Origin of the sequence: Campylobacter concisus (assembly GCF_003049735.1) — a bacterium.
GTDB classification, from domain to species: domain Bacteria; phylum Campylobacterota; class Campylobacteria; order Campylobacterales; family Campylobacteraceae; genus Campylobacter_A; species Campylobacter_A concisus_AN.
This window is the reverse complement of sequence record NZ_PIRM01000001.1, coordinates 254,194-274,490: the sequence shown is the minus strand read 5'-3', so window position 1 is coordinate 274,490 and position 20,297 is coordinate 254,194. Positions and strand designations below refer to the sequence as shown.

General features: G+C 38.7%; 18 protein-coding genes. 1 reads left to right on the top strand and 17 read right to left on the bottom strand.

Annotation, left to right across the window (positions count from 1 at the left end; all coding sequences use genetic code 11):
* Position 1: 1 nt before the first annotated feature.
* Positions 2-2,176 (bottom strand): NADP-dependent isocitrate dehydrogenase, encoded by a 2,175-nt coding sequence (locus CVS97_RS01400; protein WP_107784814.1) that lies wholly within the window; start codon positions 2,174-2,176, stop codon positions 2-4.
* An 83-nt stretch (positions 2,177-2,259) separates the two neighbouring features.
* Positions 2,260-3,204 (bottom strand): endolytic transglycosylase MltG, encoded by a 945-nt coding sequence (gene mltG / locus CVS97_RS01395; RefSeq protein ID WP_107784813.1) that lies wholly within the window; start codon positions 3,202-3,204, stop codon positions 2,260-2,262.
* Between the two features lie 73 nt (positions 3,205-3,277).
* On the opposite strand from mltG, the gene CVS97_RS01390 reads away from it, so the two are divergent.
* Positions 3,278-5,743, top strand: coding sequence for an AsmA-like C-terminal domain-containing protein (locus CVS97_RS01390; protein ID WP_107785193.1), 2,466 nt, complete (start codon positions 3,278-3,280; stop codon positions 5,741-5,743).
* 136 nt (positions 5,744-5,879) lie between these two features.
* Here the strand turns inward: CVS97_RS01390 and hypA are convergent, their stop codons facing one another.
* The 15 genes from hypA to CVS97_RS01315 all read right to left on the bottom strand — a co-directional run bounded on the left by hypA (position 5,880) and on the right by CVS97_RS01315 (position 20,117).
* Complete coding sequence (hypA, locus tag CVS97_RS01385) at positions 5,880-6,221, bottom strand: hydrogenase maturation nickel metallochaperone HypA (RefSeq protein WP_021089151.1); 342 nt, start codon at positions 6,219-6,221, stop codon at positions 5,880-5,882.
* Positions 6,221-7,213: a hydrogenase expression/formation protein HypE gene (gene hypE / locus CVS97_RS01380; protein ID WP_107784812.1), complete on the bottom strand. Its 993-nt coding sequence runs from the start codon at positions 7,211-7,213 to the stop codon at positions 6,221-6,223. Before hypE ends, hypA begins: the two co-directional genes overlap by 1 nt.
* 8 nt (positions 7,214-7,221) lie before the next feature.
* Positions 7,222-8,310 (bottom strand): hydrogenase formation protein HypD, encoded by a 1,089-nt coding sequence (gene hypD / locus CVS97_RS01375; protein ID WP_107784811.1) that lies wholly within the window; start codon positions 8,308-8,310, stop codon positions 7,222-7,224.
* Positions 8,310-8,549, bottom strand: a complete 240-nt coding sequence (locus CVS97_RS01370) for a HypC/HybG/HupF family hydrogenase formation chaperone (protein ID WP_103559617.1) — start codon at positions 8,547-8,549, stop codon at positions 8,310-8,312. The genes hypD and CVS97_RS01370 overlap by 1 nt, the downstream gene beginning before the upstream one ends.
* The gene (gene hypB, locus CVS97_RS01365; RefSeq protein ID WP_103606744.1) at positions 8,549-9,361 is read right to left on the bottom strand and encodes a hydrogenase nickel incorporation protein HypB; all 813 of its coding nucleotides are present in this window, start codon (positions 9,359-9,361) and stop codon (positions 8,549-8,551) included. Before hypB ends, CVS97_RS01370 begins: the two co-directional genes overlap by 1 nt.
* Positions 9,362-9,531: 170 nt before the next feature.
* Positions 9,532-10,137, bottom strand: coding sequence for a GDYXXLXY domain-containing protein (locus tag CVS97_RS01360; RefSeq protein ID WP_107784810.1), 606 nt, complete (start codon positions 10,135-10,137; stop codon positions 9,532-9,534).
* On the bottom strand, positions 10,134-11,393 hold the full coding sequence (locus CVS97_RS01355; RefSeq protein ID WP_107784809.1) for a DUF2157 domain-containing protein: 1,260 nt from the start codon (positions 11,391-11,393) through the stop codon (positions 10,134-10,136). The genes CVS97_RS01360 and CVS97_RS01355 overlap by 4 nt, the downstream gene beginning before the upstream one ends.
* 87 nt (positions 11,394-11,480) lie before the next feature.
* Positions 11,481-11,858 (bottom strand): Na+/H+ antiporter NhaA, encoded by a 378-nt coding sequence (locus tag CVS97_RS01350; RefSeq protein WP_107784808.1) that lies wholly within the window; start codon positions 11,856-11,858, stop codon positions 11,481-11,483.
* Between the two features lie 16 nt (positions 11,859-11,874).
* Positions 11,875-12,288, bottom strand: a complete 414-nt coding sequence (nikR, locus tag CVS97_RS01345) for a nickel-responsive transcriptional regulator NikR (RefSeq protein WP_021091291.1) — start codon at positions 12,286-12,288, stop codon at positions 11,875-11,877.
* A 45-nt stretch (positions 12,289-12,333) separates the two neighbouring features.
* Positions 12,334-14,559 carry a carbamoyltransferase HypF gene (gene hypF / locus CVS97_RS01340; protein ID WP_107784807.1) on the bottom strand — a complete coding sequence of 742 codons (2,226 nt, stop codon included), beginning with the start codon at positions 14,557-14,559 and terminating at the stop codon, positions 12,334-12,336.
* Positions 14,543-16,015, bottom strand: a complete 1,473-nt coding sequence (locus CVS97_RS01335) for a hypothetical protein (protein WP_107784806.1) — start codon at positions 16,013-16,015, stop codon at positions 14,543-14,545. Before CVS97_RS01335 ends, hypF begins: the two co-directional genes overlap by 17 nt.
* Positions 16,012-16,554: a HyaD/HybD family hydrogenase maturation endopeptidase gene (locus CVS97_RS01330; RefSeq protein ID WP_107784805.1), complete on the bottom strand. Its 543-nt coding sequence runs from the start codon at positions 16,552-16,554 to the stop codon at positions 16,012-16,014. The genes CVS97_RS01335 and CVS97_RS01330 overlap by 4 nt, the downstream gene beginning before the upstream one ends.
* Entirely contained in the window at positions 16,554-17,234 is a 681-nt protein-coding gene (gene cybH / locus CVS97_RS01325; RefSeq protein ID WP_021091370.1) for a Ni/Fe-hydrogenase, b-type cytochrome subunit, read from the bottom strand. The genes CVS97_RS01330 and cybH overlap by 1 nt, the downstream gene beginning before the upstream one ends.
* Before the next feature lie 9 nt (positions 17,235-17,243).
* Complete coding sequence (locus CVS97_RS01320; RefSeq protein ID WP_107784804.1) at positions 17,244-18,962, bottom strand: nickel-dependent hydrogenase large subunit; 1,719 nt, start codon at positions 18,960-18,962, stop codon at positions 17,244-17,246.
* Positions 18,963-18,971: 9 nt separating this feature from the next.
* Positions 18,972-20,117 carry a hydrogenase small subunit gene (locus tag CVS97_RS01315; protein ID WP_107784803.1) on the bottom strand — a complete coding sequence of 382 codons (1,146 nt, stop codon included), beginning with the start codon at positions 20,115-20,117 and terminating at the stop codon, positions 18,972-18,974.
* Positions 20,118-20,297 lie beyond the last annotated feature (180 nt).

The following is a 20,297-nucleotide window of genomic DNA, read 5'->3' as shown; positions in this document are numbered from 1 at the left end:
CTCATCCTATTATTTGATTTAAAATTTTACTTGGTCTCATGACCTCATTTGCTTTTGTTTCATCTGGCAAATAATATCCGCCAAATTCCACGCTTGCGCCATCATCTTGTCTTATATCTTTTAAAATTTCACTCTCATTTTTCTCTAGCTCGTCTGCTAAATTTTCAAAAATTTTACTTAAAATTCCACCACTTTTTGCCATTTCTCTTGCCCAAAAAAGTGCCAAATAAAAGTGCGATTCTCTGGTATCAAGAGTGGCGTTTGGCGTTTTGTTTTCGTCCAAATAGCTAGCAACCGCTCTATTTAGCGCATCACTTAGCTCTTTTGCCTCTTTTTTTTGCTTAGCAAACGCTAAATGCTCGAGCGAAGCACTAAGCGCTAAAAACTCGCCGAGGCTATCCCAAAGTAGATGGTTTTTCTCTTTTAGCTCTTTTACAAGCGCTGGAGCCGTTCCACCAGCGCCCGTCTCAAACATCGCTCCACCAGCAAGTAGCGGCACGACTGAGAGCATTTTTGAGCTGCCACCTAGCTCAAAGATCGGGAAAAGATCGGTTAAATAATCTCTTAAAACGTTACCAGTGACGCCTATGACATCTTTGCCAGCTCTTATCAAGCTAAGCGTTTTTGCAGTCGCTTGCTCGTAGTTTAAAATTTCAAATTTTACGCCAGCGCTAGCAAATTTCTCTCTAAATTTTTCAAATTTAGCTATCAAATTTCTATCGTGAACACGGCTACTATCTAGCCAAAATATAAGCTCATCTTTTGAGATTTCGCCTCTTTTTAAAGCAAGCTCGAACCACGCATTTATCGCATCATCCTTTGCCTGAGTCATCCTAAAAATGTCGCCCTTTTTGACGCTAAATTTAAAGACACTCTCACCAGCCTCATCAAAAACTACAAATTCTCCATCTTCTTTTGCGATGAAAGTCTTATCGTGGCTGCCGTACTCCTCAGCCTTTTTAGCCATGAGCCCCACGTTTGCTACGCTACCGATCTTGCTCACATCAAGCGCGCCATGCTCCTTAAAGTCCGCTACACAAGCCTCATAAACCCTAGCGTATGTTCTATCTGGGATCATACAAAGCGAGAAATTTAGCTCGCCACTTCTATCTTTTACCTTGCCAGAATTTCTAATAAGCGCAGGCACGGAGGCATCGATGATAACGTCATTTGGCACATCAAAGTTGCTAGCACTTTCATTTAATGCCCAAATTTTTGCCTTTTTGCTAAAAATTTCATCAAATTTAGCCAAAATTTCATCTTTATTTTTAAGAGTTGAAATTTTAGAAAACATATCTTTTAAGCCGTTTTTTGCCTCCACGCTATGAGTTTTAAACTCTTCACCAAATAGCTCAAAAGCCTCTTTAAAATAACTTTTTATCGCGTGAGCAAAGATGACTGGATCGCTAACCTTCATCATCGTACATTTTAGGTGCAGGCTCAAGGTCAAATTCTCTTTTTTTGCCTCTTCAAAACAGCTTACATAAAATTTATCTAGCTCATCTACACTTAAATATGTGGCATCAACTATTTCGCCGCTTTGGATGGCAAGCTCTTTTAAAAGCTCTTTTTTGCCATCCGTGCTCACAAAATTTATATAAAATTTCTCATCTTTACTAGCAATAATAGAGCGCTCATTCTCATAAAAATCGCCCTTTTGCATGTAGCAAATTTTTGTCTTATTTGCCTTATCCCAGTCACCGTTGCTATGTGGATGTTTTTTGGCAAATTCTTTAACTGGTGGCAAGACTCTTCTATCTGAGTTTCCTTGTCTAAGAACTGGATTAACCGCGCTGCCAAGCACTTTTTGGTATTTTTTAGCAACCTCTTCGTCGTAGTCTGTGATGATTTCATCTGGATAAAAAGGCACATTTATGCCCTTGCTTCTTAGCTCATCAATAGCCGCTTTTAGCTGAACGAGCGTAGCTGAGATGTTTGGCAGTTTTATGATATTTGCCTCTTTGTGAGCGGTCAGTTCGCCCAAAAGTTCTAGCTCATCGGCCTTATTTAGTCCAAGCTCTTTGCTAAAAAGAGATAAAATTCTCCCAGCTAGGCTAATATCAGCCCTTGTTATGCTAATGCCAGCACGAGATAAAAAGCTCTTTACGATAGGAAAAAGAGAGTAGCTTGCAAAAAGCGGTGCTTCGTCAGTTTTGGTCCAGATAATGTCACTCATTTTAGCCCTTTTAGTTTTTTAAAATTTATCACTTTCTTTATTAAATCTCGTTGTATTTTAGGCATTTGCCGCAAATTCTAGCTCTATTTTCCTATATTTTGGTTGTGCTCGCTTAAGGTTTTTGAAAAAATGTGTTTTTTCGCCTTTCTATCAAGCACAAAGTATAAATAATCGCTCTTTGCAGGGTTTATCGCCGCTTTGATCGCGCTTATCGAGACGCAGCAGACCGGACTTGGCGGGATACCATCGTTTAGATAGGTATTAAACTCGCTCATATCGCTTCTTATGCGCTCAGCCGTGATCACATCGTGTGAATAAATTCCGTAGTTTAGTGTGCCGTCCATCTGCAACCTCATGCCCTTATTTAGGCGGTTATAAATGACTGAGGCGACAAGTGGCATTTCAGCATCATTTGCAGCTTCCTTTTGAATGATCGAAGCGATCGTTAAAATTTTAAACCATTTTTTCTCGTTGTATTCGCCAAAAATTTTATTGCTGATATCGCTTTGAGCCTTTCTTGATGAATTTACAAGATAAAAAGCAAGGTGCCTTTCGCTGATACCTATTGGGATTTTGTATGTATTTGGCATCAAAAAGCCATCACTCACTGGAGCAAGAGCGTTATATTCGCTATTTAGCTTAACTGAATCAAGCCCTAGCTGGGCGGCGATCTGGTTTAAAAAAACGATAGTCGTTTCGCCTGGTATTAGCGTTATCTCGGTTAAAGCCGCTTTTGACTTTGCGAGTTTTTTTAAAAAATCAACCCTTGAAATTTTATCTTGGCCGATCTCTATCCAGCCAGATTGCGGAGAGCCGATAAAAAGTATGGCGTATTTGTCTATCACGCTTAAGTTAAAGTTGCGATTAGCTAAATAAGATATAATCTCGCCCACACTTCCCTTTGGTATAAAAACGACCTTGCTTGTGTTTATAGGGCGTGCCAAATAGACAAAAATACTTAGGAAAATGATGGCTACGATATCAAAAAAAATGTCTAAATATGGCTTTTTTATAAAATTTTTTATCATCTTGATTCTTTCATTTATCTTACTTTTAAAATACGGCATAAAAATTAACGATTTCGAGTTTTACGGCGTAAAATTGGAGCAATTATATATAAAATTAGATAAAAAAATAATTGCAAGAGCAAAGCAGATAAAGCTCCCAAATTTTAAGAAAGAGAGTAAGCAAAAAAGCAGCGATGAGCGCCTTTTAAATCTTAGTAAAAGCGTAGATTTTATAGATACGATTTTTCAAGAAATTTCACTTGAAAATGTGCAAATAGGAGATGATTTTAAACTAAAAATTCTATTTTTAGATGATATATTTTTTGTTGATAGCCCTTATTTAAATGTGGATATTAAATTCCAAAACGAACAGCAATACGGAATAGATCTTTTTAGCGTTAGAAATTTAAGCTTTAAGGATTTTAACGTGAGCATTAGCGGCGAAGGGAGTGCAGATTTTGATAAAAATGACTATAAATTTGAAGGAAATTTCACCTCTCATGAGCTGCACGGTAAGCTAAATTTTGCCCTAAAAGATACATTTTTAACTTACAAGGCTTATGATGTCGAGGCTGGAAGCATTAAAAACTTCATTGATGAGCTTGACAGACGCATAGAGCTAAATAGTGAAGTTAAAAACTGGATATATGGATACATCATTGCTGATGATTACGAGTTAAAAGAGATAAACGGCAAGGTGGATCTAGCTAAAAATGACTTTTATCTAAATGATCTAAATGCCACCGCAAATACTAAAAATTTGCTCGTTAAATTTGAAAAAGGCTTGCCAGCCGTAAATGTAGGCGAGGCAAATATCACGCTTAAAAACTCAAAGCTTAAATTTGATCTTATTTCACCTATTTACAAGGGCAAAAAACTTGATGGCTCAAATGTTACGATAAATAATATCTTTGATGAAAAAAGCGCAAATTTAGAGCTTTTTATAAAGACAAAATCAATTTATGATGAAACTATAAATAAGATATTAAAAGCTTATAAAATCATCGTGCCAGTAAGGCAGCTTAGCGGAAAAATGGATGCTAGCTTAAAAATTTTGATAAAGCTTGATGAGAAAAGCTTAGAAAATTTTGATGAAAAAAGCGTCATTGCAAATGGAGAATTTAAGCTAAGTGATGCGGTTTTAGAGATTGCTGGGAGTAAATTTAATACCAAAAATGCTCTCGTAAAGCTCATAAATACGACAAATTTAAGCATCGATGCTACTGGCTTTGGGCTTGAGTTTTTTAAAGCAAATACTAAGGCTGATATAAATTTACAAAAAAGTACTGGCGAGATAAAAGGCGTGATAGAAAGCTTTGATCTAAAAGAGAAAAATGATGAAATTTTAGCCTTTAAAAATGAGCCATTTAACGCATTTTTGGACTTTAGCAAGGCTGGTGAAACTTTGCTTAAGATAGAGCCATTTGAGCTTGATATGAGCTTTGGCAGTGAAAGTAAAATATCAACAAAAAATAGTAAATTTTTCATAGAGAGCTCGCCTGTTTTAAAGCAAAACGGTGTGCGTGGTTTTGATGAACTTAGTATAAAAAGCAAGGATTTTACTGATCTTGAAATTTTTGCCAAAGAGGTAAACTTTGACTTGCCGTTTTTAGATAAAAATGGCTCAAAATATGAAAACGATGATCTTAAAATTTTAGTCTCAAAAGCTGGTGTGAAGGTAGATAGTGCAAGTAAAAAGCTAAGCCTGGACATAAAAGAAAAAGCCATAAACGTAAAAACTAAAGATCTAAATTTGCTAGTGCTTGATGATAACAAAACCAGCGAACAAAGCACGCCGCTTGAGCTTTTAGCAAAAAATGGCGATATCATTTTAAGGGATCTAAACAAGACCTTGCCATTTGCTAGCTTTAGTGCCGAGAAAAAGGGCAAAAGCACCTCGCTAAATGGCCTAGCTCAGCAAGGTAGACTTGGCTATTTTAATGATGAAAAGAGTATAAATTTAGACGCAACCGACATAAGCGGAGAATTTATCAACGATCTTTTTGGCATCAAGAGCTTTGAGGGTGGTAAATTTCGCCTAAAAATGCTTGGAGAAAACTCTAAGAATTTCAAGGCAGAGGTGAGATTTTTTGATACTTTTTTAAAGGATTATATCTTTTATCAAAGACTGCTTAGCTTTTTAAACTCGATTCCATCGCTTCTTAGCTTTAAAACACCTGATTTTAATGACAAGGGCTTTACTGTTAAAAATGGTAAAATTTTACTCACTAGAAATGGTGATATGATCGAGTTTTTAGCGATTGAAATGATAGGCACAAGCGCTGATATCGGTGGGCGTGGCACGATCGATCTAAAGAGTAAAAAGATAAATATCGACCTTGAGCTAAAGCTACTAAAAGACGCTAGCAGTATCATTGATAAAATTCCACTGGTAAATCAAATAATTCTTGGCAAGGACCGCTCGCTCTCAACAGTCATCGCCATACGAGGCACTACCGATAAGCCTGAATACTCGACGCAGATATTGCAAGACGCCCTGCTCTCGCCACTAAAGATAATAAGAAACGTGATTCAGGCTCCGTTTTTGATATTTGAATAAAGAAGTAGTTTTATGCTTTTAAGGGGGCAAAATCATAAAAGAGAATTTTTATAGTGCCATATTAGTAGTCTAGACAAGTTATAGCTATTGTTTTGCTTGCTGGCAAGGCTTGATTAAATTAAACTGCGATTTAAATTTACTTCATCTCAAGGCGCATGAGATACATATCCTCGCCGTCAGTCACCTTTAAATTTTGGCTTTTACACTTTGGGCAGGTGAAGTCATTTTCGCTAAGCTCCCCGCCAAATCCACAATCCAAACACTCGATCACAATGCCTTGTAAATTTATGACAAGCTCGGCGTTTTCGCAGATCGTACCAGCCTTATAAACGTCAAAGGCACTCTCTAGATAATGAGGCTCCACTCCGCTTAAACGGCCAACCTTTATCTCGATCTTGCTTATCTCTTTGGCATTTTCTTTGGCGGCATTTTTCTCGCAAAGGCTAACTAAATTTTGAACGATACTAAGCTCGTGCATTAGCAGATCCTTGGTAGTAGCTCGCCCTTTGGCGGCTCGAGAAATCTTCTTGATTTATAGGCGTTTTCGATAATGACACGCTCGTTTTTTGCTTCCATTACCTCGCCTATTATCATCGCATTTTTGTCAAATTCTCTTAAAATATTAAGCGCGTCCTCGGCCTGACTCTCATCAACAGCCATCACAAAAGTGCCCTCATTTGCAAGCTCATAAGGCTCAAAACCAAATAGCTCACAAACGCCCATCACTTCGTCTGCGACCTTGATATTTTCTTCAAAAACCAAGATGTCAAATTTAGCAAATTTAGTCCATTCATTTAGCACTGCACTTAGTCCGCCTCTTGTCGCATCACGCATGCACTGCGGTTTTATACCAGCCTCAAATAGCCTCAAAGCAACCTCTTTTAAGCTCTTGCAGTCACTTTTTAGATCAAGTCCAAGCTCAAATTCCTCTCTTGCAGCTAGCACCACACCGCCGTGCCTGCCAACATCTCCAGAGATGAGAATTTTTGCCCCAGCTTTTAAATTTTTAAGCTCCACGCCTTCGCAAACTATCTCGCCGATGCCTGCTGTGTTTATGAAAATTTTATCGCATTTGCCCTTTGGCACGACCTTTGTATCGCCACAAACTACGCTTACACCGCTCTCTTTGCAAGTTTTTGCAAGCGAGCCAAGTACCGTTTCAAGCTCTTCTATACTAAGCCCCTCTTCGATGATGAGCGAGCAGCTTAGGTATTTTGCGCTTGCTCCAACCATCGTAAGGTCGTTTATCGTGCCGCAAGCTGCGATCTTGCCGATGTCGCCACCGTTGAAAAAAATGGGAGTTATCACAAAGCTATCAGAGCTAAATGCGATCTTGCCGTTTAAATTTAATATCGCCGAGTCGTTGCTCTGCCTTAAAATTTCGTTATCGAAAATTTTAAATATCGTCTCGTTTATAAGCGAGTTCATCTCCTCGCCGCCGCCGCCGTGGCTTAGCATTATCTTTTTCATTAAATTCCTTAACCAACTCTTGCGTATTTAAAATATGCCGCACAAGCGCCCTCGCTTGAGACCATGCACGATCCTATCGGATTTTGTGGGTTGCAGACCTTGCCAAAGACCTTACAATCAGTCGGCTTTGCTAGCCCTCTTAAAATTTGCCCACAAATGCAAGCCTTGCTCTCACTAGCGCTCTCTACGCTGCAGTCAAACTGCACTCTGGCGTCAAGATAGGCAAACTCATCTCTTAGCTTCATGCCGCTTTGCGCTATCTCGCCAAGGCCTCTCCAAACAAAGTCGCACGGCTCAAAGTACTTAGCTATGAGCTCTTTTGCCTTGACGTTGCCCTCTTCTTTGACAGCCCTTGCGTACTCGTTATAGACTTCATAAGTGCCTGCGTTTTGCTGACGGACTAAATTTAGCACACTTGCCATGATGTCAAGCGGCTCAAAACCGCTAATGGCGATAGGTCTTTTAAATTCGCTTGCTAGCTCTTTATAAATTTTACTTCCAGTAATGACGCTTACGTGACTTGGACCCAAAAATGCGTCTATCCTCACGTTTTCATCGCTCATTATGGCTCTAACTGGGGCTGGAACAGTTACGTGATTTATATGAAAGTATAAATTTTTAATGCCCTCTTGCACCACTTTTTCAACCAAATTTGCACTCATCGGAGTCGTTGTCTCAAAGCCGATCGCAAAAAATATGACCTTTTTTTCTGGATTTTGCTTAGCTATATTTAGCGCATCAAGTGGAGTGTAAAGTGCCCTTATGTCGTGTCCTTCGCCGCGAAGCTTTTGCAAGCTTGTCTTTGAGCCAGGCACTCTTAGCATGTCAGCTAGCGTGCAAAAGATCACATTATCCATACTAGCTAGCTTACAGGCCTCATCTATGCGGCTTTTTGGCATCACGCAGACTGGACAGCCTGGGCCGTGGACGAAATTTATATGCTCTCCTACTAAGCTTGGCAGTGCAAATTTCATAATGCTATGCGTGTGACCGCCACAAATTTCCATGATATTTAGGGGCTTTGTGCTCTCTTTTTGGATAAGTTTTGAAAGGGCTAGGATTAAATTTTTATCGCGAAAGTCATTGATAAGATCCATCAAATTTTCCCCGCATCCATATCATCAGCGATCTTTTGATAGACCTCCAAGCTCTCAAGCGCAAACTGCGTATCGATCTTTTGCATGGCGTATCCAACGTGGATTAGCACGTATTCGCCAACTTTTACCTCTTCAGAGATGAGATCTAGGCTTACCTTTCTAGTAACGCCCAAAGTCTCAACGGTAGCAACGTTATTTTCATCTATTTCTATTACTTTTGAAGGGATTGAGAGACACATTATCTTAGCTCTTTTTTAAATTCCAAATAACTTATCCACTTATCGATGCCCTCACCTGTTTTGCTATCTACAACAAAGATGTCAACCTTTGGATTTAGCTTTCTAGCGTCGTTTTTCACTCGCTCGATGTCAAAGTCAAAGTGTGGCGCAAGCGATGCTTTTGTGATGAGAAGCACGTCAGCAGCCCTAAACATCACTGGATATTTGCTCACCTTGTCATCGCCCTCTGGTACCGAAAGAAGCACAGCGTTAAAATGTGAGCCAACGTCGTAGCTTGCAGGACAGACTAAATTTCCAACATTTTCTATAAAGACTAGATCAAGCTCGTTTAGTGGCAGATGATGAAGCCCTTCATGTACCATAAATGCGTCTAAGTGACAGGTCTGACCTGTGCTTATCTGATGAGCCTTTGCGCCAGCTTTTACTATGCGATCAGCATCTTGATTTGTCTCAAGATCGCCCTCAACAACGCCTATTTTAAACTTACCAGCCTTTATCGTAGCTTCTAAAAGCGTCGTCTTGCCAGCGCCTGGGCTACTCATCAAATTTACACAAAGTATCTTTTTCTCATCAAGATGCGCTCTGTTGTGAGCGGCCTCTTTGTCGTTTTCTGAGAGAATTTTCTCTATCACGTCTATGGTTTTACTCTCGTTTAGCACTGGATGTGCGTGAGCCTCATGGCTATGCTCATGTGCGTCATGAGCGTGATCTGTATGTCCATCATGAGTGTGTGGGTGCGAGTGAGTGGTGCCATCAGTGTGAGTGTGAGTGTGGGCGTGATTACCCATTGAACAACCGCAATCTTTACACATTTTTTCATCCTTTTTTATTAATTTATGGAGATTTTAACTCTTAAATTTAAAAATAAAATTAAAATTTAGGAGTTTTTGCAAATAGATCAAAATTAATTAATTTATTTAAATTTTTATTTAAATTTAAAAATATAAATGAAATTTGCAAAAGAATTTTGACTAAATTTACTTTACTCTTTTTGCCTAATCTCATCCAACTTATCAAAATTTTCATCACCAAGTAGTTTTTTACTATTTTTTTGGGCATTCTTTTGGATTATTAGATCCTTTAGTCTAGCCTTGCCATTATCCATCACCATCAAAACCGCATATGCATGAACGTCTTCTTCTCTCATTTCATCTTCGGTACTAGCTGCACTATCAGGCGACATATAAAAGTGCTCTATGCCGTATTTTACAAGCGAGTAGCCATCATATCTACCAGCTAAAAACACTCCATTATCTGGCTTGCTTATACTAAATTTAGCAAAGCTGTAGGTGCCATTAACATCTGGTTTTAAAACAGCATAAACCCTAGCCCCATCTCTTACTCTCTCATCATATTGGTCGATATAGCGGTCATCTTTATCATTTTCGTCAAAATTTCTTGAATGAAAATTTGAAAATTCATAGTTTAAATCAACATAGTTTCCGCGAAAAAGATCTCTTGGATCGTAAAGATTTACCCTTACTCTTACCTCTTGTCCAAAATAAAGTGGCATAAGTGCGTAGCCAAGCATAATGCCAATAAGCAAAATTTGAAAAACTACAGCTACTATTAATACTTTTATCTTCATTTTTTACGTCCTTTTCTAGCCACAACTAGCACTATGAAAGCAAACACAATAAATAGCGCCGTAGCACCGATATAATCACCTATGAGTTGGAAATACCTCACGGCTGCAACCAAAAATATCATACAAAGACCGAGTTTTAACTCACCCTTTTTGATAAGAACCGCAGCTGTTATGATATTTGCAAGCGAGAAAAATATATTTGCATATCCAGGCCCGTAGCTAAAGACAAATGGCAACGACACGAGCAGCGCCCCAAGCAGCAAGCCGCTCTTATTTTTTTCTTTAAAAAATAGTGCAAAATAAGCAACACTAAATAAGATAAAGACAAAGCCAAAGTTGCTTTTAAAAAACGACTTTACAAACCAAAGCTCTTCATCTCCAGCCTCAAATAAATTTCTTTCTTCAAATAAAAATAGACAAAATAACAACACAAAAACGCCAAAATTTTTACCAAATTCTTTCGTAAATGCGCCAAGCCCTACTCTAAATTTATCTAGTAGCGGCGAAATGCTAATAAGTAAAAGCGCATAAGATAGCGATACGATCGCAACCATCGGAAGTCCAAACAAAAATCCATAATCAAATATCGCTCTAAGACCACTAATGTAGCCGCAAAATGAAATGATGTATATAAAAATATCTATAAAAAGCACAAAAGCAAGCCATTTTGAGTCGTCTTTGTAAAGCGTATATGCGCCAAGTGCTATAAAAATGATAAAGCCAAAGCCAAAATCACCCTGATAAGCTATCATAAAAAACCAAACTGTCGCAAAGATAAGGCTTTGGGCTACCAATATACCTTTTTTACTAGCAAAAGAAACCGCAAACGCTCCGATACTCCAAAGCAAGATACCGCCACTTGGCTCATCGCTAATGTTATAAATTTGAGCAATAAGAGCAATCGCCGCACCAAAGCAGAAATTTCCAAGAAAAAACATCGCTGTTGATAGATTTTCCTTTCCCTTTGTGAGATAGTAAATTCCACCAAAATTTACAAGCCCAAGCACAAACAACACAAGTGCTAAACGTCCTAGTCTTGGTATCTCTTCCCAGTTTGCACCAACGAGCGTAAAAAAGGCTAGTGCAAAAAATAGATATGCTACGAGCTTTAGGACAAAACTTATCTTGTCACTATGAGCGTCAGGGTCGATGTCATATAAATTTGCTATTTTTATAGCGGTCTCTTTATCGACTATGCCGTCACTTTGCCACCGATCCAGCTCTTTTGTTAGAAAAATTCTATTTAAAAAGTTCATTATTCACACTCTCTTTTATAAGATATACAAAACACCAAATTTCTAGCCAGTGTCTTAAATGCCGTATTTATGTCCATTGACACTGCCTTAGTCTTTCAACAAAAAAATATAATTGTGATTTAAAATATAAAAAAATACAGAAGCTAAAATGCTACCGATGATAAAAATTTTTAGCAAGGTAGCTTGGGCCAGACTCCTAAGCTTCGCTTTAAAAATTTCTCGCTTAAGTCTAAACCCAAGTAAAAAGAAAAAAACGGCCATCAAACTATCATTTACAAAAAGGATAAGGGGCTTTTGTATCGGCGATCTGCCAAAATTTAGCCTTGTATCGATTTGTAAAAATGAGTTATAAAAACTGCTTAAAAAAATATTTTCAAAGATAAATGCCACTAAAGCAGCAGCGATAAGAAAGATACCACCGCTAGCTTCACCTATAAAAAAATCCCAAAAATTCCTAAAACCCATAAAGACCCTTAAAAAACTAAAACCTAGGAATAGCTGCCCTTGTGAGTTTAGAAAATTTTACGCCCTTTAAGCCGGCGATCCTTTCAGCAAAGCGTTCAATTTTGCCAGCCTCGCCTCTTATTGAAATCGTTTCTAAGCAGTTATGGTGATCGACATGAACATGGTTTGTGCAGATGATTTTCACATCAGAGCTATGCTCTATATCCATCTTTTTATTCACCAAATCGTTGTGATGATGCATATAAATGAGCGTCAAAACCCCGATCAACTCCTCACTAGCGTCCTTCCAGCTATCACTTACGATCTTTTCGCGTATCAAATCCCTCGTAAATTCGCTCCTAGAAGCATAGCCTTGTTCGCTAACCTTTTTATCTAGTTCGTCTAGTAACTGACTAGGTAAAGAAACACTAAAACGTATAACGCTATCCATTTTCTGCTCCTTTCTCGTTTGATTACCGTTTATAATCATTATACATCACTTATTAGAAAATGTGGATAAATAATAATAAATTTGCCCTAAATTTACGTTAGAATCGTTGCTACAGAATTTTTTATTGATATAAAATTTCAAATTTACTTTAATAAATTTTTTGTAAATAAGTTCGAGTAAAGTCTTATTTTGAAAAACTCCACCGCTTAGTAAAATTTCTATTTTTTCTTTTTTTGAAATTTCAAAAATAATATCAGCCAAGCCATTTATAAATGCCGTTGCAGCCACTCTTGGCTCATCTTTTAAAGCACTTTTAAAAGCTTCTTTAAAGCCAATCACTCCATCATCTAGGCTAAATTTATAACACGCATCTAAATTTTTATCATAAAGTGCTTCAAGCCTCATACCACTCTCGCCCTCAAAACTCGAGTGAAAAAGTCCACAAATAATCGCCCCAAATGCGTCAAATATCCTACCAACCGAGCTAGTCTTTACTAAGTTTAATCCTTTTTGCTCCATTTTTTTAAAATTTGCAAGCATTTTTTCATCAAAATTTACTAAAAATTTACCAGCTTCGTCCTCAAGAGAGTATTTTAAAATAATAGAATATGCGATTAGATAAATATTTTTGATGCTGTTTTCGCCCCCAAATAGGCTAAATTCATCAAAATGATAAACTCGCTCGTAACTCTTTTTATCTAGCCTAAAGACCTCGCCACCCCAAATTTTGCCATCTTCCCCGTATCCAGTGCCATCAAAGCAAAAGCCAAGGTGCTTTTTATCTGCTAGATCATTTTCAAAGATCACGCTTAGCAGATGCGCGTAGTGGTGCTGCAAATGAACTAGCTCGAAGCCCTGATCCTTTGCCCATTTTGTATTTAAAAAATTTGGATGCAGATCGGCTATGACCTTCTCGATTTTTAGGTTATAAGTCGTTTCAAAAAGGGTAAAAATATCTTTAAATCTATCAAAAGTCGCCACGTTTTTTAGATCGCCGATATATGGACTAAACATCAAAAGTCCGTCTTTGTAGATACAAAACGAACTTTTTAGCTCCGCTCCAAGGGCTAAAAATGTCCCTTTTTGCTTGAAATTTGTATGAATGAAATTTGGATTTAGTCCACGGCTCGTTCTTGTGAAAATTGTCTCATCACCAACACAAAATGCGATACTATCGTCACTTGGAGAGTAAATTTCTCGGTCGTGATCAAGGTAAAAATCTATGACATCACCTAGTTTTTCTCTTAGCTCGCTCTCGTCTTTTATCACAACTTCGCCTGAGATATTTGCGCTAGTTGCGATGATGTCGTGTTCTAAATAGTCAAATAACAAAAGATGTATGCCACTAAATGCGAGCATGATGCCAAGCTTGTTTAAATTTGGCGCAACACTTTTTGCGATATTTGAGCCGTTTTTTGCTTCAAGTAAGACGATCGGCTTTAAATTTGAGCTAAGAAGCTTTGCCTCCGCCTCTGAAATTTGCGCTATTTTTCTAGCATTCTCTAAATTTTTACTCATCAGAGCAAAGGGCTTGCTTGGGCGGTGTTTTCTAGCTCTTAGTTCGCAAACTGCGGCTTCATTTGTCGCGTCGCAGACTAGATGAAAGCCGCCAAGCCCTTTAATGGCTAAAATTTTGCCTTCGTTTATGAGCCTAGCCGCCTCTTTAGCTGCTTCGTTCCCACTAGCCAAGACTTTGCCAAATTTATCTTTTAGATAGAGCCTTGGTCCGCAGTTTGGGCAAGAGATCGGCTCTGCGTGGTAGCGGCGGTTAAGCGGATCTTTGTATTCGCTCTCACAAAATTTACACATTTTAAACTCGTTCATCGTCGTATTTACCCTATCATAAGGCAATGCTTTGATGATAGAAAATCTCGGTCCACAGTTGGTGCAGTTTATAAATGGGTATTTGTAGCGTGGATTTGTGGGGTCATAAAACTCGCGTAAGCAGTCATCGCAAAGCGCGTAATCAGGCAAAATTGGCGCTTGCTTGGTAGCTCTTTTTGAAGCGATGATCTCAAGCTTTTCATAAATTTTATCTATCTTAAATTTCTTTAGTTCATCAATCCTAGCAAGGGCTGGCAGCTTCTCATAAAGCTCTTTTTCAAAAGCCAAAAAGCTGGCCTCTTCGCCACTAAAATTTAGCTTCACGCCCTCGTCATCGTTGTAAATTTCACCAACAAGCTTAAAATTATGCGCCAAAGTATAGACAAAAGGTCTAAAGCCCACACCTTGGACTAAGCCTTTGATCTCATATCTAAAGCTTGATCTCAACGCCAAATCCGGGGTCAAAATTTGTTTTTATATTTGGGTTTAGGTGCTTTTTTATCAAGTTGCTAACTACCTTATTATAAAATAAATCCCCGCTTAAAGTAACATTTTTGATGTTAAATTTATCTCGTTTTTCATAGCTAAAATCGCTCAAAAAATGCGCCAAAGACTCGGTGCAACCAAAGCTGATGTTCTTCTCTCCAGCGCCAGCAAGGACAAACGAAATGATACTTTTTACAAACTTAACCCCGTCTAAACCAAAGTCATCTTTCATCTTGTAATCGATCCTAACGCCCTTTTGACCGCTAAAATCAGCTGCCATTAATAGCAAATTCTCCCCTGCTTTTTTAAAGTCATCGCCTAAGCCAAGTATGCGCCCAGCTATGCAAAATAGCGAGAAAAAGCTAGCATTTGAGCTAAATTTACCGCTCGGCAAGGCGCGCTCTTTGCTAAAATTTTCAAGTAGCCTTTCGCCGCCCTCCTCGGCTCTTATGAGCTTATAAATTTCTTCAAAGCTACTAAATTTTGGCAAAAATAGAAGCTGCGTTTTGCTTGATTTTGAAAGCAGGCAAATTTCATCATCACTAAATTTGCTAAATTTTAATCCCAAAGCTATATCGCCAAAATTACTAAGCTCGAATTCCTCATCTTTTGTATAGAAAAATGGGCTTAAAACTGCGCTACTTTCAAGCAAAGTTAGTCTTGAAAGAGCATTTTTTTGCTCCTTTACTTTAACGCTTAAAAAGCTAAAGCCCTCTTTATTTAGCTGCTCGCAAATGGCATAAAGAAAAAGATCATTTGGTGCCATCACGTCAAAAAATAACGGTGCATCCTCGTGATTTTGCCTATAAATGGCTGTCGTCTTTAGTGCTAAAAGTGGCTTTTCAAAACTAGCCAGAAATGTCAAAGCTCTATCATCAGCAATAAAAATTTTTGGTAGCTGTTTTAAATTTACAGGCATCAAGAAATTTGCATCAAAATTTACGCCAAGAGAAATTTCATATAATTTTTTATCTTGCTCTACACAAACGCCCTTGCCGTTTTTTAATAAATTTAGGCAAGCTTTGAGCTTTTCATTAAAATTACCAAGCGTTATCTCGCCATCAAATTTACTCCAAGCAAGCACGCCACTTTCATTTAAGATAGCCCTTTCGCTGGCTAAAAAGGTACTCGCTTGAGTCGGAGTTAGACCGCCAAATTTTATCTCATTTATCTTGCTATCTTCGTCAAGCTCACTTGTAGCCAAGACCTCACTGTGCTTTATAAAAAGACTAAATGGCAAGAGCGCGCTTGCTTTATTTGCCACGCTCTCAAGCTCACTGGCATCTCCACTTACCTTTAGACAAATTTCATCATCTTTGCACTTTAGACTATGAGCTAGATCGCCAGCAAGCAAGTGTAAAAATGGCGCTAGAAACGAAGCGTCCTTGTGGCAAGTAAATTTAAAAGCAAGTATCATTTTAAACCTTTTTTAGCGTATTCATCAACGATATCGTTTAGGGTAAAATTTGCCACCTTTTCACACTCAAAATCAAGCTCTTTTAAGTGATCAAGCAGCGTTTTTTCTAAAATTATAGAAGCGTTTATAACCTCATCTGAGAGACTAAAATTTGATGATTCTATGCGGCTAGGCACGATACCTAAAATTTTAGTCGTAGGCCTATCGCCTGCAAGCTCCATTAGATGAAGGGTCTGAAGCATCTCTATCTCGTGAGCCGAGCCGTCCCAGCTGATAAAATTTGGTACGTTTAGAAAGTCAAAAAAATAAACATCGCCCACGCTTGCACCGTTTGCGCTAATGCAATCAACGACGATAAGATAGTCAAATTCGCTTATGATGTGAGTTAGAGCGAGGGCTAAAGTGCCCCCGTCCATTAGAGTAAGCTCGTTTATAGAACTTATAAATTTATAGTTTTTAGCCATCAAATTTACAAAATGAACACCTATGCCCTCATCAGCAAACATCACGTTGCCAATACCAAGAACTAGCACTCTCATCAGTGTTCTTTTACAAATTTATAACCACTAACGATGGCGTCCATCGCTCCATTTTTGCCTTTAACAGCGTTAAATACCGCCATATAAACATGAATCGGCACAAATATCATAATGACCCACATGCAAATTCTATGTATCGTTCTGACATTTGCTAGTCCGCCCATAAGCTCTTCAAAAAACCTAGCTGGCTCATAAAGCGCTCCGCCAAGTCCCTCATGATAAACATGAACATAAAGCACAAGACCACTTAGGCAAATAAGAGTCAAAATAAGATAAAAGAAAAAGTATGAGGCAAACTGCAAAGGATTATAAACGCCCCTTAAATGCGGATGTGGCCCCATAAAAAGATAATACTTAATCTGCGCGATCCAAATTTTTGGATTTAGAAAATCAACCACGCTCATCCACTCTTTTTTGCTATGTTTATCAAAGACAAATAGATAAAATTTAAAGATAAACGCCGCTATTAGCACAAAACCAGCGATCTGGTGAGCCATACGCCACTTTGCTTGCATAAAATTTGTAGGCTCGCTCGTGATCTCTGGACTCACAAAAACGTACGAGATATAGTAGCCACTCACAACTAAAAGTGTGATCGCTGCAAATCTAATCCAGTGTGTCAGCCTAACGCCGATGGAGAATTCGTATTCGCTGATCCTGTCAGCATTTTTATGTGACATATTCTCTCCTTACAAATTTGGATTTATCTTATAAGTACTCAAATCATTTCCCTTTGTATCCATAACATGCACAGCGCATGCGATACAAGGATCATAAGAGTGAATTTTTCGTATTATCTCAAGTGGCTTTGAAAGATCAGCGATCTTTAAACCAACTAAGCACGCTTCGTAGCTGCCCATTTGATTTTGTGCGTCTTTTGGAGAGGCGTTCCAAGTGCTTGGCACGACTGCTTGCCAGTTTGTGATAACGCCATCTTTTATGCGACACCAGTGGCTAAGCGCACCTCTTGGAGCATTGCCTTGGAAATTTCCTTTGTACTCTTTTTTGTTATCGATTACATATTTTGCGCAGGTCTCTTGATCTGATTTTAAATTTTCGATTAAAGCATTAAATGCATCCATTGTATGCTCTGCAACTACTTTTGCCTCAAGCATACGAGTAGCGGTTCTGCCTAGAGTTGAGAAAACCACACTTAATGGCAAGCCACTCTTTGCTAAAAATTCATCAACTACTTTTTTAACTCTCTCGTTGCCTCTAGCGTAGTTTATGACGATGCTAGCAATCGGTCCTACTTGCATAGGCAAGCCATCATATCTTGGTGCTTTGATCCAGCTATATTTGCCTTTTGTATCAAAAAGCTTACTGTGAGCTAGTTTACCCTCGGCATCTATGCTCTCACCGTCAATAAGACCTGTGTAGTTTGCCTCAGTCTCACCGTCGTATGGATGAAGCGCTTTGTCGTTTTTATACCAAGACCTAGTAGCTTCTTCGGTGATTTTATTTTCATCGATATCATAAACCTTGCTAAGATCGCCATTTAAGATATAGCCACCTTTAAATAGATGATCATTTTTGCCTATTAAAAACTCATCGTAGCAAAGTAAATTTGCCACACCAACATCGTTTAGAACGCTTGGCTCATTACCATAAGCTTTAGCTGCCATCAAGATATCTGGATAGTAAGCTCTATCTACAAATTCTTTAATCTCGGCAAATTTGCTCATATATTCGCCCATTCTAGCTGGATCCATAAGGTCCATCACGCAGGTCACACCACCTACTGTTAGGCTTTGTGGATGTGGGTTTTTCGCACCAAAGATAGCCATCATCTGAGCCGCTGTTCTTTGAATCCTTAAGCACTCTAAGTAGTGAGAGAGGACGATTAAATTTTGCTCTGGCGTAAATTTATATGTGCTATGTCCCCAGTATGCGTTAGCAAATGGTCCAAGGTTGCCCTTTTTAACAAAGGCTTCAACCCTCTCTTTTACCTCTTTTAGCTTGTCAGCTCCCGTGGCAAACGGAAGATCAGTATATTTAAACGCCTCTTCGCTAGCTTTATGCACATCTGCGCTTAGTGCAGAGACCACATCTGCCCAGTCCATGCCGTGAAGTTGATAAAAGTGCACGATGTGATCATGAAGATATAAAGCTGCGTTCATAAGCGTTCTAGTTAGCTCTGCATTTAGCGGAGGCTTGATGCCAAGAGCATTTTCAACCGCGATGATGCCTGCTCGGTAGTGTGAGTATGTACAAACGCCACAAATTCTTTGCATGAAAAAGCCAGCATCTCTTGGGTCTCTGCCTTTTACGATCTGCTCTAAGCCACGCCAAAGAGTTGAGCCAGAGTAAGCCTCTTTTACGACATTATTTTCATCTACGACAACTTCTATTCTTAAGTGTCCCTCGATACGTGTTATAGGGTCTATTACTATTCTTTTTTCACTCATTTTTTCGCCTTATTCTTTATCTTTACTCATAGAAGCTATAACAGCGTGAGCTGCTATGCCAATGCCTGTAAGAGCTAAAATTCCAATGCCAACTTTATCGCTGACATTATCAGCTCCAAGACCTAAAACAGTATCAAAGAGTCTATCTGCCATAGGCTCTTCAAATGGTCCCATCGTATCCCAGAAGTCTGGCTCTGAGCAGCCTATACAGCCGTGACCTGCTTGAACTGGCCATGATGTGTGCTGGTTAAATCTCTCGCGTGAGCAGTTATTAAATGTATATGGACCTTTACAACCTACTTTGTATAAGCAGTAGCCATTTTTTGCACCTTCATCGCCAAAGTTTTGGACAAACTCGCCAGCGTCAAAGTGACCACGTCTTTCGCAAAGATCGTGAATTCTTAAACCATAAGCCCATTTTGGTCTATTATAAACGTCAAGTGCTGGAAGTGTGCCAAAAAGTAAGAAGTGAAGCACGTTGCCAACGATATTTTTCTCACTTGGTGGACAGCCCGCAACATTAATAACTGGTTTATCAGTTACCTTTGAAAGTCCCACTGAATTTGATGGATTTGGCCTTGCAGCTTGAATGCCACCAAAGCTAGAACAGGTGCCGATCGCAAAGATAGCAGCTGCGTCTTTTGAAGCATTTACAGCATGAGTTTTACCTGTTGTGCCATGAGGTCCAACTGTCAAGAAATTTTCAGTCGCACCAGTTGGGATACCACCCTCAACTAGTAGGATGTATCTGCCTTTGTATTTTTCGATCGCGCTCTCTAAATTTTCTTCAGCCTGCCAACCAGAAGCTGCCATGATAGTTTCGTGGTATTCAAGGCTTATGTAGTCAAATATAAGACTATCTATGCTTGGAGCATCGGTTCTTAGTAAGCTCTCGCTACAGCCTGTGCATTCTGCCATATGAAGCCATATCACAGGAAGCCTATCGCTAAGCTCAGCAGCACGAGCAACCATCGGTGTCATCGCACTTGGTAGAGCCATAAAAGCTGTCATCGCACCAGCCCACTTCATAAAATCACGCCTCGTAAAGCCTTTATCTTTTAAAAGCTGCGCAATACTCGAGTCGCTTTTCATCTTAGGCAACGTACTAAGCTCACTTAAGCGTCTATCTATCTTTTGACGCAAGTCATTATTCATATAAGCTCCTTTGCTTGAAAATTTTACTTTTATTAATAATATCTTTGTTTAAAGAAGTAAAAAATTATTTTATAAAATTAATATTTATAATTAAATGAATTTTAACTAAAAAATTTAAAATCCCTTTTTTGCGATATATTTTCAAAATATAAAAAATAATATTTTGAGAAATTTTATTTT

Excerpts from the sequence above, each read along its gene's own strand:
- CVS97_RS01370 (WP_103559617.1), bottom strand. The coding sequence starts at position 8,549 with ATGTGTCTCTCAATCCCTTCAAAAGTAATAGAAATAGATGAAAATAAC.
- hypD (WP_107784811.1), bottom strand. The coding sequence starts at position 8,310 with ATGGATCTTATCAATGACTTTCGCGATAAAAATTTAATCCTAGCCCTT.
- hypA (WP_021089151.1), bottom strand. The coding sequence starts at position 6,221 with ATGCACGAGCTTAGTATCGTTCAAAATTTAGTTAGCCTTTGCGAGAAA.
- CVS97_RS01315 (WP_107784803.1), bottom strand. The coding sequence starts at position 20,117 with ATGAATAATGACTTGCGTCAAAAGATAGATAGACGCTTAAGTGAGCTT.
- hypB (WP_103606744.1), bottom strand. The coding sequence starts at position 9,361 with ATGTGTAAAGATTGCGGTTGTTCAATGGGTAATCACGCCCACACTCAC.
- CVS97_RS01355 (WP_107784809.1), bottom strand. The coding sequence starts at position 11,393 with ATGAACTTTTTAAATAGAATTTTTCTAACAAAAGAGCTGGATCGGTGG.
- CVS97_RS01320 (WP_107784804.1), bottom strand. The coding sequence starts at position 18,962 with ATGAGTGAAAAAAGAATAGTAATAGACCCTATAACACGTATCGAGGGA.
- CVS97_RS01400 (WP_107784814.1), bottom strand. The coding sequence starts at position 2,176 with ATGAGTGACATTATCTGGACCAAAACTGACGAAGCACCGCTTTTTGCA.
- CVS97_RS01360 (WP_107784810.1), bottom strand. The coding sequence starts at position 10,137 with ATGAAGATAAAAGTATTAATAGTAGCTGTAGTTTTTCAAATTTTGCTT.
- nikR (WP_021091291.1), bottom strand. The coding sequence starts at position 12,288 with ATGGATAGCGTTATACGTTTTAGTGTTTCTTTACCTAGTCAGTTACTA.
- CVS97_RS01330 (WP_107784805.1), bottom strand. The coding sequence starts at position 16,554 with ATGAGAGTGCTAGTTCTTGGTATTGGCAACGTGATGTTTGCTGATGAG.
- CVS97_RS01350 (WP_107784808.1), bottom strand. The coding sequence starts at position 11,858 with ATGGGTTTTAGGAATTTTTGGGATTTTTTTATAGGTGAAGCTAGCGGT.
- cybH (WP_021091370.1), bottom strand. The coding sequence starts at position 17,234 with ATGTCACATAAAAATGCTGACAGGATCAGCGAATACGAATTCTCCATC.
- hypE (WP_107784812.1), bottom strand. The coding sequence starts at position 7,213 with ATGAAAAAGATAATGCTAAGCCACGGCGGCGGCGGCGAGGAGATGAAC.
- mltG (WP_107784813.1), bottom strand. The coding sequence starts at position 3,204 with ATGATAAAAAATTTTATAAAAAAGCCATATTTAGACATTTTTTTTGAT.
- CVS97_RS01335 (WP_107784806.1), bottom strand. The coding sequence starts at position 16,015 with ATGATACTTGCTTTTAAATTTACTTGCCACAAGGACGCTTCGTTTCTA.